11 protein-coding genes are annotated in these 16,154 nt (G+C 39.0%); 5 read left to right on the top strand and 6 right to left on the bottom strand.

The window, feature by feature from the left end; genetic code table 11:
• Positions 1-190: 190 nt before the first annotated feature.
• From ACH3O9_RS01105 to ACH3O9_RS01090, 4 genes are all read right to left on the bottom strand, one after another.
• A complete protein-coding gene (locus ACH3O9_RS01105; RefSeq protein WP_416443521.1) occupies positions 191-877 on the bottom strand; it encodes a nucleotidyltransferase family protein in 687 nt (228 codons plus the stop codon).
• A gap of 10 nt (positions 878-887) precedes the next feature.
• A complete protein-coding gene (locus tag ACH3O9_RS01100) occupies positions 888-1,904 on the bottom strand; it encodes an XdhC family protein (RefSeq protein ID WP_416443519.1) in 1,017 nt (338 codons plus the stop codon).
• Positions 1,905-1,979: 75 nt separating this feature from the next.
• Entirely contained in the window at positions 1,980-4,130 is a 2,151-nt protein-coding gene (locus ACH3O9_RS01095) for a molybdopterin cofactor-binding domain-containing protein (RefSeq protein ID WP_416443517.1), read from the bottom strand.
• 23 nt (positions 4,131-4,153) lie between these two features.
• Positions 4,154-4,615, bottom strand: a complete 462-nt coding sequence (locus ACH3O9_RS01090) for a (2Fe-2S)-binding protein (RefSeq protein ID WP_416443515.1) — start codon at positions 4,613-4,615, stop codon at positions 4,154-4,156.
• Positions 4,616-4,857: 242 nt separating this feature from the next.
• On the opposite strand from ACH3O9_RS01090, the gene ACH3O9_RS01085 reads away from it, so the two are divergent.
• Together ACH3O9_RS01085 and ligD are read left to right on the top strand one after the other, a co-directional pair.
• Positions 4,858-5,634, top strand: coding sequence for a Ku protein (locus ACH3O9_RS01085; protein ID WP_416443513.1), 777 nt, complete (start codon positions 4,858-4,860; stop codon positions 5,632-5,634).
• Between the two features lie 3 nt (positions 5,635-5,637).
• Entirely contained in the window at positions 5,638-8,079 is a 2,442-nt protein-coding gene (gene ligD, locus ACH3O9_RS01080) for a DNA ligase D (RefSeq protein WP_416443511.1), read from the top strand.
• 240 nt (positions 8,080-8,319) lie between these two features.
• Here the strand turns inward: ligD and ACH3O9_RS01075 are convergent, their stop codons facing one another.
• Both ACH3O9_RS01075 and ACH3O9_RS01070 read right to left on the bottom strand, forming a co-directional pair.
• Positions 8,320-8,805 carry a ferritin-like domain-containing protein gene (locus tag ACH3O9_RS01075; RefSeq protein ID WP_416443509.1) on the bottom strand — a complete coding sequence of 162 codons (486 nt, stop codon included), beginning with the start codon at positions 8,803-8,805 and terminating at the stop codon, positions 8,320-8,322.
• 188 nt (positions 8,806-8,993) lie between these two features.
• Positions 8,994-10,364, bottom strand: coding sequence for an AGE family epimerase/isomerase (locus ACH3O9_RS01070; RefSeq protein ID WP_416443507.1), 1,371 nt, complete (start codon positions 10,362-10,364; stop codon positions 8,994-8,996).
• Positions 10,365-10,509: 145 nt separating this feature from the next.
• Between ACH3O9_RS01070 and ACH3O9_RS01065 the strand changes: the two genes are divergently transcribed.
• The 3 genes from ACH3O9_RS01065 to ACH3O9_RS01055 are packed head-to-tail and all read left to right on the top strand — an operon-like array spanning position 10,510 to position 15,950.
• The gene (locus ACH3O9_RS01065) at positions 10,510-13,002 is read left to right on the top strand and encodes a glycoside hydrolase family 9 protein (protein WP_416443505.1); all 2,493 of its coding nucleotides are present in this window, start codon (positions 10,510-10,512) and stop codon (positions 13,000-13,002) included.
• Between the two features lie 4 nt (positions 13,003-13,006).
• Positions 13,007-13,996 carry a glycosyl hydrolase gene (locus tag ACH3O9_RS01060; RefSeq protein WP_416443503.1) on the top strand — a complete coding sequence of 330 codons (990 nt, stop codon included), beginning with the start codon at positions 13,007-13,009 and terminating at the stop codon, positions 13,994-13,996.
• Positions 13,953-15,950, top strand: coding sequence for a hypothetical protein (locus ACH3O9_RS01055; RefSeq protein ID WP_416443501.1), 1,998 nt, complete (start codon positions 13,953-13,955; stop codon positions 15,948-15,950). Before ACH3O9_RS01060 ends, ACH3O9_RS01055 begins: the two co-directional genes overlap by 44 nt.
• Positions 15,951-16,154 lie beyond the last annotated feature (204 nt).

Raw genomic sequence — 16,154 nt, 5'->3', positions numbered from 1 at the left:
GCACTTTAAAAAAATAAGGTTGTAGTTGAGTGTGTACAAAAGTGCCTCTAAATGCTGAAAATCAGGTTTTAAATCGATAAAATCGGCATTAAGTGTCGGTGAATGGTAGAAATGTGTAGACGAATGAAATTAGAAAATACCCGTTACTACGAAATTCACCCGGCTTTTATCATGGAGTTTTAAGCGATAATTACTTCTGGCAACCTTTTAATTTCTCATAATCTTCAGGCGTGTCAATATCTGCAATGCGCTCTTTAGCATCAATTACCAGCACATTTGCTTCGGGATTATTCAGAATGTGTTTAGCACCATAATCCTTATCCAGCTTAATTAGATCTTTAAAATACTTTTTAGGAAATAAAGCTGGCACTCCTATTTTATTAGGATATTGGGTGGCTATTATTTGCTTAGGATTTTTAATTTCATGGCTAATAAGACTATTTAAATATGCGGTGTCTATTAAGGGTTGATCTGCCAGAGTGATAAGAACAGCATTAGATTCACGCTCCCTGTCAATAAAATTTACGCCATACGCAATTGAAGATCCTAAACCATTTTCCCAGCTTTCATGGTGTAAAACTTTTACATTCTTATCGCGAATTGTAGGTTCTATAAAAGCATAGCGAGCTCCCAACACAACCACAACTTCTTCAACATTTGCGGCAAGCGCCTGATCTATCGCATGCCCTAAAAGAGTTGTATCACCCCATGGCAATAGTTGCTTGATCCCTCCATAACTTTTGATAGCCCGTGATTTGTCTGGTAGAGAAGTATTTTCAGATTTATAGTTCACAGACTTGTCCTGAGGTTTACTTTTATTTGAACCCATGCGGCTGGAAGAACCTGCCGCAACAACCAGTGCTGCTATTTTCTTCAAAATCTGGAAATTAAGTATGTATCGCTCCGCTTTTATCTTTTAATGCGATAGGATCTTGTTTTCTTATGGTTGCAAGAATCTCTGAAACTATAGAAACAGCGATCTCCTGCGGTGTTTCTGCACCTATATTTAAACCAGAAGGACCATGTACGCTGTCAAAGAAATCAAAACTGACCTCAGGGCAATATTCCATAAACTCGTTTAATAATTTTTCCCTGCGTCGTGACGGACCTAAAAGACCAATATAAGCGGGTAAAGTGTCTTTTAGAAAGGTAAGAAATTTAAGATCAAGAGCATAATTATGGTTCATGAGAATAATTGCAGTCTCTTCATCTATTTTTGAAGTAGGTAATTCTTCCGGAATAACATTTAATATTTCCTCCGCTCCCGGGAAGTTGAGTAACGTCTTTGGGTCTTTAGGTGAAGAAACAATTGTTACTTCCCAACCCAATTGAGCCGCCGTAATACAAAGCTGTACCGCATCATGCTCTGAGCCAATAATTAATAATTTAAAAGCAGGCGACATATCCTGCTTAAAAACCTCACTTTTAGGGTCAATTTCTGGATTAAAAGCAGAAGAAAACGGCAAAGAAGTCCCATCTTCAAATTTGATCACAGAACCCATTTTAGAGTTATTTTCGCTTAAAGCGAAATAAGATTGAATACTAAATGGTGCTCTGGACTTTAAATTCCTCTTGAAATTAGCAACAAAATTCTGATCAACATTAAAGGGTTCTAAAAGAATATATAAAATTCCTTCACAGCCTAGTCTGTATCTGCCATCATAAGTCATCATTTTAGGAGCACCATCACTAAAAACACTTTGCGCCTGTCTAAGCACTTCTTTCTCTACACAACCACCACTTACAGCGCCGGTCATTTGCCCGTCTTCACTTATAAGCATGCGTACACCGGGGCGTCTGTATGAAGAACCATCGAGTTTAACAACAGTAGCAAGTACCGATTTTAAGCCTTTCTGGCTGGTTTTTATATAATTTTCAACGATTTTTTTGAATTCGTGGGTCATAGTTATTTGCAAAAACAGAGATAAATACACGAAGTAAATTATCTCTGTTTAGAATGATTGTTAAAATTTAGCGAATTAACCTATTAATTCTTTTACCTGCATATATTTTGTAAATGGCTGCTTGTACAGGCGTTGTCCTGTCGCCGCTTTAATAGCATTGGCTACGGCTGCTCCTGCAGCAGGCAAAGCCGGCTCACCTAAACCTGTAGGAGAAAGCTCATTTTGTATAAAATGTGTTTCTACTTTGGGCGCTTCCTGCATGCGTATTAATCTATAAGTCCCGTAATTACTAGAATCTGGTTGCCCGTCTTTAAAAGTGAAGTCACTGTACATAGAATGACCTATCCCGTCTACAATACCACCTTCTATCTGGTTTAAAGCACCTAACGGGTTTACAACTATACCGCAGTCTACAACACAAGTAACTTTTTTAACCACAGGCTGGCCACCTTCAAGTACAACATCTGCAACTTCGGCTACATGCGTATTGTGGCAGTAATATGCACAAAAACCCTGATAAACACCGTCTTCCTGTTTACCCCAGCCAGATTTGTCTACTACCGTATTAATAACATCTTCCATACGCTCTGGTGAGTATTGTATGCGCTCGTCTGTTGTGCCTTTCACTTTTTGAAGCAGATCAAGACGCATTTGCACGCGATCTACATTCATCACTTCAGAAAGTTCGTCAAAAAAGCTTTGTTCGGCGTAAGCTAAAAAGTTTGTATAAGGTGCTCGCCAGGCACCTGTGCTAATATTACTATCATATTTAGCCACATCTACCTGATAGTTTTCTATACAACCGGCAGGGAAGAAGTTAGGTATCAACCCATACATATTAGAGTTAATAGCGGCCTCTTTTAAGTGATAACCGGTTATTTTTCCATCTTTTACAGAAGCTTTAAATCTGTATTTTGTAGAAGGTCTGTAAGTTCCGGCAGTCATATCATCTTCACGACTAAAAACAACCTTTACTGGTTTTTTAGCCAGATCTGAAATCTGTGCTGCTTCCATCACAAAATCCCCATATAGGCGACGACCAAAACCGCCTCCCATACGAGTCATCTCAAGATGAACATCATTTATATCTCGTCCCAGTTTTTCAGCAACACCATTAGCAGTGCCTTCTGGCGTTTGTATTGGCCCAACAAGGTGAATTTTATCTGCAGTTACATTTGCAAAAAAATTCATAGGTTCCATACAGTTGTGCGGTAAGAATGGTGCTTCGTAAGTACGTTCTAAAACCTGATCAGCTTCCGCGAAAGCTTTATTAATATCACCGTCTTTACGCATAGTATTAAATTCTTTACCATCTAATAGACCGGTAAGAATTTTGTCGTGTTCTTCAGAACTTTCAAGTTTGCTGTCTACAACATAATTTGCCTGTAAAGCACGTTTACCTTTCATGGCAGACCAGGTGTCTTTTGCAAGCACGGCAATTTTATCATCAAACCTGATAACATCAACAACACCATCTACTGCGCGAGCATCTGAATCATCAAAAGATTCAAGCTTTTTACCAAAAGCGGGTGGGCGCATTACAGAAGCTATCACCATCCCGTCTTCTTTATAATCGTAGCCGTAAAGTGGTTTTCCTGTAACGATTTTATCTATATCTACATTTTTAGTATCGGTACCTATTATTTTAAAATCTTTGGGCTCTTTAAGTGTTACTTCTTCTGGTACTTCAAGTTGCGCCGCATCAGTTACTAGTTCGCCATAGCCTAATTTTGTACCATTCGGCGAAATAACAAAGCCATCAAGAGTTGTACATTCTGATGAGTCTATATCCCATTTCGCAGCAGCAGCATTAATAAGCATTTGTCTGGCTGTAGCTCCTGTTTGTCTCAAAGCATCCCAGCCTGCACGTATAGATTGACTACCACCGGCTACCTGTCTCGTGAAATTTTTAGTATCCAGCGGTGCCTGCTCTACATAAACATTTTTCCAGGGTACGTCTAGTTCTTCTGCGATGATCATAGGCATTGCAGTTTTCACACCCTGACCAATTTCTGGGTTTGGTGAGAAAATTGTCACTGCACCATTATCTGCAATTTTTATAAATGCATTAAAGTCTTTAAAATCGAGTTGAGCGATATCAACCGGTACTTCTGCCTTTTCTTTACACGCAGTAAAAAGGTTAAATCCTATTAAGATCCCGCCGCTTACCAGTCCCGAGACTTTCATAAATGAGCGTCTGTCGTATTTTGATGTCATGGTTGCCATTTTCTTCAAATTTTTAATTGGGATTAACCTAAGTTTTTAGCTGCTACTGAAACCGCTTTTTCTATGCGATTATAAGTTGCACATCTGCAAATATTGCCTTGCATGGCTGTACGTATCTCATCTTCAGAAGGAGCCGGGTTTTCTTTTAAAAAAGCCGAAGCCGTCATGATTTGCCCGGCCTGGCAGTAACCGCATTGCGGTACATCAATTTCTTTCCACGCTTCTTGTACAGGGTGAGAACCATCTTCAGATAAACCTTCTATGGTTGTAATTTTTGTATCTTCTACGGCAGAAACAGGCAAGAGGCAACTACGTGTAGCTACACCGTCAGCATGCACAGTACAAGCCCCACATTGTCCTATCCCGCAACCATATTTGGTACCTACAAGATCAAGATGATCTCTTAATACCCACAGCATTGGTGTATCTTCTGCAACATCTACAGAAAGCGATTCTCCATTTACATTTAAGTTATAACTTGGCATGATGGGTGAATTTTTATTTAGTTTAAAGAAGTAGTAATTCAAGTCTTGGTTGAAATTAAGAAATATTAAGAGTATGTCCTGAAATTTTAACATATTGTTAAATAGTTTTTTAGAAGTTTATATTTTTATATAGTTCATATCCAGTCATTTAATAAGAATGCTATTTAAACTCTTAAAATTAAATTAATACCGTAAAGCTCTACTGGGCTTTTTTGTAATTTGATTTTTAAACTACATGATATATGCGCTCAATCTGGAATGGTTCTATAAGTTTTGGTCTTGTTTCTATACCTATAAAAATGTACTCAGGATCAGAAGATCGCAAGCTTGATCTTGATATGCTAGACAAACATGATAATGCTCACATTCGCTATAAGCGTGTGAATGAAAATACGGGTAAAGAAGTAGAGTGGAAGGACATTGTAAAGGGGTTTAAGAAAGATGATGGCTATGTGATTCTTGAAGATGAAGATTTTGATCAGGCCAACATGAAAAAGAGCAAAACTATAGACATAGAAGAGTTTATTGAAGAAAGCGAAGTTGCAGACGTTCTTTTTAAAAAACCTTACTTTCTTGAGCCTCAAAAAGAAGGTGGTAAGTCTTACAACCTGTTGCGCGATGCGCTTAAGAAAACAAAAAAACTGGGCGTGGCTACTTTTGTCATGCGTCAAAAGGAGCATTTAGCGCTAGTGGGTGTTTATAAAGACGCTCTTGTTTTGCATATTATTAGATTTTCTGATGAGATACGCGATCCCGGCGAACTTAAATTGCCCGAGGCGAAAGTTTCTAAAAAAGAGGTAGACATGGCCGTTTCTTTGATAGAACAATACACTGAGAAATTTGATTTTGCCAAATTTAAAGATGTCTATATTGACCAATTAATGAAGATAATCGATGCAAAATCGACCGGAAAGGCACCAAAATCGGAGAAATTTGAGAGTAAACCTACTCCGGCTAAAGATCTTATGGCTCAACTTAAAGCCAGTCTCGAAAAGAAAAAGACGGGTAAAGCTTCCTAAAAAATGGCTCTTGAGGAATATAACAAGAAACGCGATTTTAAAAATACACCAGAACCCCAGGCAGAGATCAGTGATGACAATGCCGGTCGTTTTGTAATACAACGGCATCAGGCGAGAAGGTTGCACTATGATCTTAGACTTGAGATGGACGGTGTTCTAAAAAGCTGGGCTGTGCCAAAAGGTCCTTCTCTTAATCCTAATGACAAGCGTCTCGCAGTACAAACTGAAGATCACCCGGTAAAATATCTCACTTTTCACGGCTCGATCCCAAAAGGAAATTATGGCGCCGGAGTTATGAAGATCTGGGATGAAGGGACTTATCGTGTTACTCCTAATTCTGAAGAGCCAGATCTTTTAAAGCAATTTGATAAAGGTGATCTCAAGATTGAATTCTTCGGAAAAAAGATAAATGGCATATTTGCGCTGGTTCATACCAAGCGGCGCGATGCAGACAATCACTGGCTGCTCATTAAAAAGAAAGATTCTTTCTCTACAGATCTTGATTATGATGCTGAGGTTTTCGCAGAAAAATCTCCTGAAAGCACTAAAAAATCGGCTGGAAAGGTCAAAAAACTCGACCCGGAAGAATTTGTAAAACCTATGCTGGCAACAGCAACTAAAAAGATATTTAATGATCCTGACTGGGTTTATGAACTCAAATGGGATGGTTACCGCGTGATGGCGCACATTAAAGAGGGACGGGTAAATCTATATTCCCGCAACGGAATTTCATACAACACAAAATTTAGAAAGATCGCTAATGAGCTGGAGCATATTCCGCATGACGTGATTTTAGATGGTGAGATTGTTGTACTTAATGAAGAAGGATTGCCGCAGTTTCAGGCATTGCAAAATTATGATGAAAACACGCCCGGTGCTTTGCGCTACTACGTTTTTGACATGTTGTATTTAAATGGCCACAGCATGCTTGATCTTAAATTGCTGGAGCGAAAAAGTCTCATTCCCGATGTTATTGATGATCTGGAAAGAGTGATCTACTGCGAGCATATAGAAGGTATGGGTTCTGCTTTTTATAAACGAGCCGTTGACGCCGGTATGGAAGGTGTGATTGCTAAAAAAACAGATTCTACATATTCGCCTGGTTACAGAAGTGAAAAATGGCTTAAAATAAAGGCAATAGAGACTGAAGAAACCATAATCTGTGGTTATACAGATTCTGTGGGCGGGGGCTCTATTTTTGGTTCCCTCATTTTAGGCATGTACAAGGAAGGGAAGTTGACTTACATAGGCAATTGTGGTTCGGGCTGGTCTGCAGATGAGCAACAGGTTTTGTTAGATCAAGTCGCAAAATTGAAAATTGATGAAAATCCCTTCGATAAAAAATTAAATCTGAAGGGCCGAAAACCCAATTGGGTGAGTCCGCAATTAATCTGTGAAGTAAAATTTTCAGAATGGACAAAAAGCGGCATCATGCGTCATCCTGTTTTTAAAGGTATTCGGTCAGATAAAACTCCACATGAAGTGACTCCGTCAAAAACCGCAAAGCCTGAAAGTTCAGATTCTGGTGAAAATTTCAAAAGCGGTTCAAATCTGGAAGTAGACGGTCATATTGTTCCCATAAGTAATTTGGAAAAAATCTATTGGCCGGATGCTGGTTACACAAAATATGATCTTATAGATTATTATCTCAATGTGGCAGATGTGATTTTACCATACTTAAAAGACCGGCCGCAAAATTTGCATCGCCATCCTAACGGTATAAAAAGTCAGGGATTTTATCAAAAAGATAATGAGACGCTGCCAGAGTGGATAGAAACCTTTGAAGTTTACTCAGAATCTTCTAAAAAAGATATCAATTACCTATTGTGTCAGAATGAAGCAACCTTGTTATATATGGCAAATTTGGGTTGTATAGAGATAAATCCGTGGAATTCCCGTATTCAAAATCTGGAAAATCCTGACTATATAATTATAGATCTTGATCCTTCAGATAAAAACACTTTTGAAGAAATTATTACTGTAGCGCAGGCTACTAAAGAAGTATTAGATCTGGCGGGAATAAAGGGCTACTGCAAAACTTCAGGGTCAAGTGGAATGCATATTTATATTCCGCTTAAAGCGAAATACACCTACGAAGAGTCCCGCGATTTTACCAAACTTCTGTGTTATTACATTCACGACATGCTGCCTGATCTAACTTCTATGGCGCGAGCCGTAAAAGACAGAAAAGGAAAAATCTATCTTGATTATTTACAAAATAGGAGAGGGCAAACATTGGCATCCCCATATTGCGCAAGACCTAAACCCGGCGCGACAGTTTCTGCACCTTTAGAATGGAAAGAAGTAAAAAGCGGACTGAAAATCGGTAATTTTACTATAAAAACCATGCTGGAAAGGCTAAAAACCCACGGTGATATTTTTACTCCTGTTCTGGAAACCGGTATTGATATGGAAGAAGCGCTAGTTAAGCTGAATGATGCCTAAATATATTAAGACGATTATGTGACCCTGAAACTAGTTCAGGGTGATGAAAGCACGAAGCCGTCATTGTGAATTCATTTCAGAATCGCACTAATAAACCAATAGCATTTTGATGTACTTCTGAATCTATCAAGAAAGCTTTCTGAACAGGGTGACATGAGGTTTATAGTATACTTAAAACAAAGCATAAAAAAATCCTGAAGCAATTAAACTTCAGGATTTTTCTTAAGGGGACTTAACAATTTATTTAACCTGCTCGGTTAAATTTTCTAATGATTTAGTTGTAGACAATGTTTGTCTTATATCTGCCAGTTGCTTTTGAAGTACAGAAGCGATCTCAGGCGTAAAACGATTATCTTTTAATTTCTCTTCATATTCTTCAACACTGGCTTTATCACCACGAATGCATTCTTCAAGAATTGACTCGTCACTATGACCAGTTACTGCGGTTTTAATATCAATCCACGTTCTGTGTAAAGTACCTGCTGTGCTTCCGCTTTCTTTAGGATGCTCATTAAGGTCGTGTAAAATCTTATCAATTTCTGTAGCAAACCTGTTCCTTGTAAATGCTTGATTTTTAAGATATGCTTTCAGATTCGGATTTTTTGCGTCTTCTATAGCTTTTTTAAAACCTTTTTCTGCATCATAATTCTTCTCTAGCAATTCCTGTAAATCTGAAACGATCTCATCATGATTTCTTTCTTTTGCTTCTTCAAGTGTGGTTTTCATAATTTTTGTTTTTTTTAGTTATATAAAGATAGCTAGAGCTAAAGCGAAAATGTCTTAAGAAAATCTCATTTTGCAAGGGTTTAACACTGGGCGTTAATAAGTGTGAAAATGGCAGATACAGAAAGAGGGAACCATTTTGGCTCCCTCTTTTGATATTAAAATCGACAGATTAAGATGCGATTTTGAGGCTATTTTTCCTGATTTTCTAATCGTTCAAAGCAGTTTATAAGCGCTCTAAAGTTGTGATAAGAAGCTTTCCAGATATGACCCTTTAAGGCCATTTTAGACTCAGGTGTTTTGTCAATGCCCCACTCGTACCAGCCGCCGTGCTCATCATCCATGAGGTAGGTCTGTGTATAATTCCATAACTTATCAAAGTAGTTTTGGTAATCAAGTTCGTCATCAGGAAAATTTTCTTCCATAAGTAAAAGACTGTTGAGACCTTCTGCCTGTGACCACCAGTTCTTATCGGCATTTACAATTGTTATCTTATCATCACCTTCATAATAATAACCACCATCATAAAAACCACCCACTTCAGGATCCCAGCCATTGCGTAGAGCGTGGTCTACCATTATCTTCCCTTTTTGTAAAGTAAGTGTGTCGTTCTCGATTCCTATGGCGTGAGAAGCTTCAAGCATTAAGTAAGCCGTTTCTACATCGTGACCAAAGGAAACGTGGTCCAGATAATAATGATCTGCGATAGTTTCTTTAGATTCTCCTTTAAAAGAAACCGGTGTCCAGTCTTTTTCAAAAAATAAGGTCATGTAACCTTTATCTGTAGTTATAGTATCCCTAACTAGTAGCAGCAATTCCTTGACACGTTCTTTTACGATCTCTGTTGGCCATACTTCATAAAGAGCAGTTAGAGCTTCTAGTAAATGTATCGAGCTGTTTTGATCTTTATAACCTACATCTGAAGTAGAAGGGAAATCTGCTGTGCGTTGTATGGGCGTGCCATCAAGTTCAAGAGATTGATAATAACCTTTATATTCAGGATCATGACTGTGTTCTTCTAGCCAGTTAAATGTTTCTTTAGCCAGATCAAGTGCCTCTTCATTTCCGGAAGCTGCATAATATGTAGCAAGACCGTAAATGCCAAAAGAGTTACCGTAGGCAGTTTTATTCTGCCCTTCCTGTGCAATGGGTTCACCTTGTTTATTTACCAGATTATAAAAACCACCATGTTCTTTATCCCACATTTTATCTCGTAAAAATTTAAAACCGTGTTCAGCGTAGCTTAAGTACTTTTCCTTTTCGTCGGGAAAAAGTTGGGCTGCTCTTGCATTGGTCCAGATATTTCTGGCTTGAGTAACAATCATTTTGTCATGCTTTTCGCCCAGCTTAAAATCATAGATAATTTGGCTATAATAACCCCCATCAACACTATCAATAGCGAGTGGATACCATTTATCAAGAAGGTCATCTTTTGCCGCTGTTCGCAGATCAGTTATGAGACTATCTTTAGGTGTTTCTTCAACAGTTTTTTCTTCTGTATGTTCCTTACAACCAGTAAAGACCAAAATTAGAAGAACAACAAGATTTAATTTAATTTGCATAGAATTTAGTATTTGATAGTCTAAAGATAGTAGAATACTCGTATTTTATGATATGTTGAAAAAATCATACTGCAAAAAGAGAAAATAGTATTAAGTCAACCTGCAAACCAAAACCTAGATTTAAAAATTCTAATTTATTCTAACCATGAATCTCAAATTTTATCTATTATTCTTCATAGGTGCTGTAAGTGCTTATGCTCAAAATGACACTACATCTCAGGGTTTTAAAATTAACGATCAGGAATATCTTGAGATGCGCGGTGCAGATGTTATGCTGGCACATGATTTTTATCCTGAAAGTCATCAAGGCGGTGTGGGTCTTATTCAAAACGGAATACGCGTGGCTACAAATGGTGACCTGCGACTTGAGCCTACACCGGGGCAGTGGCAACCTGTACCTAAAGTAGGAGAACGTGAGGTAGACAGAGAGAAGCAGGAGATAAGTGTACGTATGTCTTATCCTGATGCCTCTAAAGACAGAAAAGGATTTAACCCCATAATTTATCCAGACCTCAATATGTCTTATACATTAAAGGTTGTTCCGGAAGGGAAATCTTTTAAGATAATTATTGATCTGGATGAGCCTTTGCCCGAAGAATGGGTTGGCAAAGTAGGGATGAACATAGAACTCTTCCCGGGTATACTTTTTGGAAAGTCTTATTATATGGATGATAAGTTTGGAATTTTCAACACCCAGGCTAATGGTCCCGGCGCTTACGATGACAACCATGAGTTTCAGATCGAGCCAATGGCAGAAGGTAAAGAACTTGTGATTGTTCCCGAAGATGAAAAGCAAACACTCAAAATTGAAAATTTAAAAGGGAATGATCTCCAACTTATAGATGGCCGTGCACAACATAGTAACGGTTGGTTTGTAGTGCGATCACTTGTGCCAGCTGGCGCGACTAAAAATGCAATAGAATGGCTGGTAACTCCTACCGTGGTCAAAGATTTTCTGTATAGTCCGGTAGTGCAGGTTTCACAAGTAGGTTACCATCCCGCTCAGGAAAAAATTGCGGTAATAGAAACTGATAAAAATGATAAGAACGTGCGCGATGCACAGCTGCTACGTGTAAATAATGAAGGAGGTTTTACCCCCGTTAAGACCGAAAAACTGGCCAATTGGGGCGATTTTCTGCGATATCAATATTATCAACTCGATTTTACAGATGTAAAAGAGCCGGGCATGTATGTCGTTAAATACGGCGATTATACAACAAGACCTTTTCAAATAAGTGCAGATGTATATGAGCGCGATGTTTGGCAACCCACTGTTGAATATTTTCTGCCGGTGCAAATGTGCCACATGCGTATAAACGATCGCTATAAAGTATGGCATGGCCTCTGTCATATGGATGACGCGAGAATGGCGCCCACAGATTACAACCACTTTGATGGCTATATTCAGGGGCATGAGACTATGACTAAATATAAATCTGGAGAACATGTGCCGGGAATAAATATAGGTGGCTGGCACGATGCCGGGGATTATGATCTGCGTGTAGAATCTCAAGCTTCGACGGTGCAAGGTCTATCACATATTTACGAACTTTTTGATGTTCAATATGATAATACAAGTATTGACGAAGACGAGCGTGTGGTAGAAATCATGCAGCCTGATGGTAAAGCAGATGTTTTGCAACAAATAGAGCATGGTGTTTTATCTATTGTGGGTGCTTACAAATCTATGGGCCGTTTTTACAGAGGTATAATAGTGCCCACTAAGCGTCAATATGTGTTGCTGGGTGATGCTGTTTCTCATAGTGATGGTAAGATTTTTTCAAATGATAGCGCAGACAAGAAAATTCCCGTAGGATTGCCGGGAGCTCCTGATGATCGCTGGGTGTTTACAGAAGATAACGCGTTTAGAGAATTAAATGCAGCAGCGGGATTAGCAGCGGCAGCCAGAGTTTTAAAAGATTATAATGATAGTATGGCGCAGGATTGCCTTGATATAGCCGAAGAGATCTGGAATATCACAAAAACCGATCGTCCCATGGCAAAAATCAGCCTGGCGGTAGAATTATTACGCACGACTCAAGATCAAAAATATGCAGATTTCCTTACTCAAAATCAAGATGGGATCGTTCAGAGTATTAATCGCACCGGTTGGGTTGTAGGTCCGGCAATGCCTTTAATAAAAAGCAATAAGTTTAAAAAGGCGGTGCAGGAAGCTGTAAAAGGTTATTACAAAACTGTAGAGCAAGAAGGTACAGAAACTCCTTACGGCATGCCATACAAACCAGATATCTGGGGCGCAGGCTGGGGAATACAAAGTTTTGGCGTTCAACAGTATTATTTGCATACCAGCTTTCCTAATATTTTTCCAGATAAGTACATGTTGAGTGCGATGAACTTTGTGCTTGGTGTGCATCCCGGTGTAAATACGAGTTCGTTTGCTTCCGGGGTTGGGTCAAGATCACTTACGCAGGCTTATGGTCCTAATCGTGGTTCGGCTTCTTTTGTTCCGGGAGGTATAGGTTCTGGTACTGCTCTTATTCGCCCAGATTTTCCTGAATTGTTAGAATGGCCGTATCTATGGCAGCAAACCGAATATGTTCTGGGTGGTGGTACAACAGATTATATATTCCTGGTTTTGGCAGCAGATCAACTTCTCAATAAGACTTTAACCAACTAATATTATGAAATTAATCGCTGTATTATTTCTGGCTCTGCTTTCTGGGCTGGCCTGGTCTCAAACTCCTGTAAATGAAAACGCTTCCGCGGAAGCGAAATCCTTATTGCAATATATCTATTCACTAAATGACAGAATTATGGCTGGCCAGCACAGCTATAATGAGCACCCTGAGCAATTTTACAATAAAGCCGAAGAAATAGGAGGAAAGTTTCCGGCAGTGTGGGGAACAGATTTTTACTGGAACGGTCAGGATGATCCCGGTGATCGCATTGTTGCAGCAGCGATAAAAAAGCATGAAGAAGGAGCAATCGTGACTTTGATGTGGCACGTGGGTCGCCCTATGGATACTGCACCTTATGCCTGGAGTACAAGTGTGCAGGATGAGATTACAGATGAACAGTGGGAGGAATTTACAACTCCCGGGACACCGCTATACAAGAAATGGCTGGCACAGGTAGATAATGTTGCAGCGCATTTAAAAGATTTACAGGACGCGCATGTGCCGGTTTTATGGAGGCCTTACCACGAGATGAATGGCGTTTGGTTCTGGTGGGGAAATAAAAAGGGTAAAGATGGTTATGTGAAGATGTGGAAAAATCTGTACGACCGCCTTGTTAATTATCACAAATTAAATAACCTGATCTGGGTCTGGAATGCCAACGGCCCTCGAGATATTCCTGAAGATGAAGCTTACCCTTATGCCGATTTTTATCCCGGTGCAGATTATGTAGATATTCTTGCAACTGATGTTTATCACAATGATTATGAGCAGAAGGATTACAATGAACTTCTTGAACTGGCAGATGGAAAGCCAATTGCATTGGGCGAAGTAGGGCAGTTACCCAAGGTAAATGTGCTTGAAGCACAGCCTAAATGGTCTTGGTTTATGGTTTGGTCTAATTGGCTTGAGACAGCTAATACTCCACAAGCGGTAAAAGATGTTTACAATTATGAGAAAACTGTTACAAGAGATGAATTACACATCAAGAAATAGCATGAAAAAGATAGTAATATTAGGATTGTTTGCGGTAATAGGGTTGGCCTCTGCTGGTGTAAGTGCACAGACAGAATTTACAACTTGGGGAAACCTAACAGGAATAAGAATTGATAACCAGTTGATGGAATTCAATACCAGTCTGGCGCTGGAAAATAAATATGGAAATATTTGGGCAACTCGAAAAGAAGGTCAAAACACCGATTTTAAGCGTACAGAGGCTGATAAGCGCTTTACTTACGGAATGGGTGATAACATAAGCTGGTCTCAAGTTATTACTTCCCAAAAAGAAGGGCAAGCTCAATTGGCAGTTTCTTTTTCGTCAAAAGTAGACACAGTCATCAATGCAGCTTATTTTAGAGTATCACTGCCTACCGAATTTTATGACTCAGAGACCGATTTTCAGGTCAAAACACCCGATAATTTTAAATATAAAGATCTTGGTCTGGCAGCAGAAGAAGCTCTTTATAAAGGAATAGCCACAGGTGTTGTTGTGACTTCATCTACGCGTAAACTTGAAATCACTTTTGAAAAACCTACAGAGCTTTTGATAAAAGCAAAAGATTCGGCAAATCCTGATTTTCAACTCAATTTTGTACTTGCTTCCGGAAAAATTGCAGCTGATGAGAATTTTACAAATAACTTTAGTATTACAGCAAGCGGTGAGATAGACAAATCTCCCGTCGCCATTAAAGTTTTCCCTAATCAGGAAGGAGAGCCGTTTGATGGAATAGGAGGTAATTTTAGACTGCAGAATCCTAAAATGGATCCGCAGGTTATTGATTATAGTCTTAAGAACCTTGATGTTAACTGGAGCCGTGTAGAACTTCCGTGGAGACAATGGCAGCCTGACGAGAATAAAGATCCTATCGCTGAGGCGAAAAATGGGAATATTGATCCTAAAGTAAAAGCTTCACTTGAGATGGCGCAGCGTCTTGATAAAATGGGCATCCCGGTGATACTTGCCGCCTGGTTTGCCCCAGATTGGGCAATAGTGGGCGAGCGGGTAAGAGGAGTAAATCTGGATGGTTCAAGAGGAAATGCTCTTGACCAAACTAAAAAAGAAGCGATTTATAAATCACTTACTTCTTATCTCAAATATCTAAAAGAAGAGTATGGTGTTGAAGCAAAAATGTTTTCGTTTAACGAATCAGATTTAGGTATTGATGTCCGCCAGACTCCTGAAGAACACAACATGCTTATAAAGGAATTGGGTAAATACTGGGAGTCTAATGGTTTTGATACAAAATTTCTTTTAGGAGATACAGCAGATGCAAATGGCTGGGAGTTTACAACTTTAGCTTCTGTAGATCCTGAAACACAACCGTACATTGGCGGAGTATCATTTCATTCATGGAGAGGGTGGACAGATGAGAATATGATGAAATGGAGAGATATTGCAAACCGCGTTCACAAGCCACTTTTTATAGGCGAGGGAAGTATCGATGCGGGCGCATGGAGATATCCTCAAATTTTTGAGGAACCAACTTACGCGCTTGATGAAATTGATGTTTATGTGAAAATTCTAAATCAGGCAAGACCTCTCACTATTTTACAATGGCAACTTACCTCAGACTATTCTCCACTTTCGGGAGGAGGTATATTTGGTAATACAAAAGACAAATTATATCCTACACAGCGGTTTTTCAACTTAAAGCAATTGGGAGAAACGCCCGATGATCTAAAATACATCCCTGTGTCATCAGGTGAAAAAGGAATACGAGTTGCCGCAATGGGAAATCATGAGAACGGAAAATACGCTATTCATATTGTAAATATGGGAGCTACACGTGTCGTCAACCTAAGTGGATTGCCACAAACACTGTCTTCACTTACCATGTATGTAACTAATAAAGATAAATCTTTTGATAAGGTTAAAACTATTAACCTGAAAAATGGCTCAGCCAGTTTTGAACTTGCGGGAGCAAGTTTTATTTCACTAATAAATCAATAATTACAAGTTAAAAGTTGCTTCAATAGTCGATATTTCTTGTCAAATTCTCAATTAAAATGGCTATATATAAGATATTGCTAAATACCTATAGCGATACTTATCACTTTCATATCCTTATGATGAAATGGGTAAAATATGATAAGCAAATGACAAAATGTGATTAACATTCGCTTAACATCCCCTTTAAATTTGTGATTCAATTTT

It is taken from the genome of Leeuwenhoekiella sp. A16 (assembly GCF_047946675.1).
In the GTDB taxonomy this organism is placed as follows: Bacteria; Bacteroidota; Bacteroidia; order Flavobacteriales; family Flavobacteriaceae; genus Leeuwenhoekiella.
The sequence above is the reverse complement of the archived record's forward strand: the minus strand, read 5'-3'. Positions and strand labels throughout refer to the sequence as shown.

Coding starts and splice junctions, on each gene's coding strand:
- ACH3O9_RS01100 (WP_416443519.1), bottom strand. CDS start 1,904: ATGACCCACGAATTCAAAAAAATCGTTGAAAATTATATAAAAACCAGC.
- ACH3O9_RS01065 (WP_416443505.1), top strand. CDS start 10,510: ATGAATCTCAAATTTTATCTATTATTCTTCATAGGTGCTGTAAGTGCT.
- ACH3O9_RS01085 (WP_416443513.1), top strand. CDS start 4,858: ATGCGCTCAATCTGGAATGGTTCTATAAGTTTTGGTCTTGTTTCTATA.
- ligD (WP_416443511.1), top strand. CDS start 5,638: ATGGCTCTTGAGGAATATAACAAGAAACGCGATTTTAAAAATACACCA.
- ACH3O9_RS01070 (WP_416443507.1), bottom strand. CDS start 10,364: ATGCAAATTAAATTAAATCTTGTTGTTCTTCTAATTTTGGTCTTTACT.
- ACH3O9_RS01095 (WP_416443517.1), bottom strand. CDS start 4,130: ATGGCAACCATGACATCAAAATACGACAGACGCTCATTTATGAAAGTC.
- ACH3O9_RS01090 (WP_416443515.1), bottom strand. CDS start 4,615: ATGCCAAGTTATAACTTAAATGTAAATGGAGAATCGCTTTCTGTAGAT.
- ACH3O9_RS01055 (WP_416443501.1), top strand. CDS start 13,953: ATGAGAAAACTGTTACAAGAGATGAATTACACATCAAGAAATAGCATG.
- ACH3O9_RS01075 (WP_416443509.1), bottom strand. CDS start 8,805: ATGAAAACCACACTTGAAGAAGCAAAAGAAAGAAATCATGATGAGATC.
- ACH3O9_RS01060 (WP_416443503.1), top strand. CDS start 13,007: ATGAAATTAATCGCTGTATTATTTCTGGCTCTGCTTTCTGGGCTGGCC.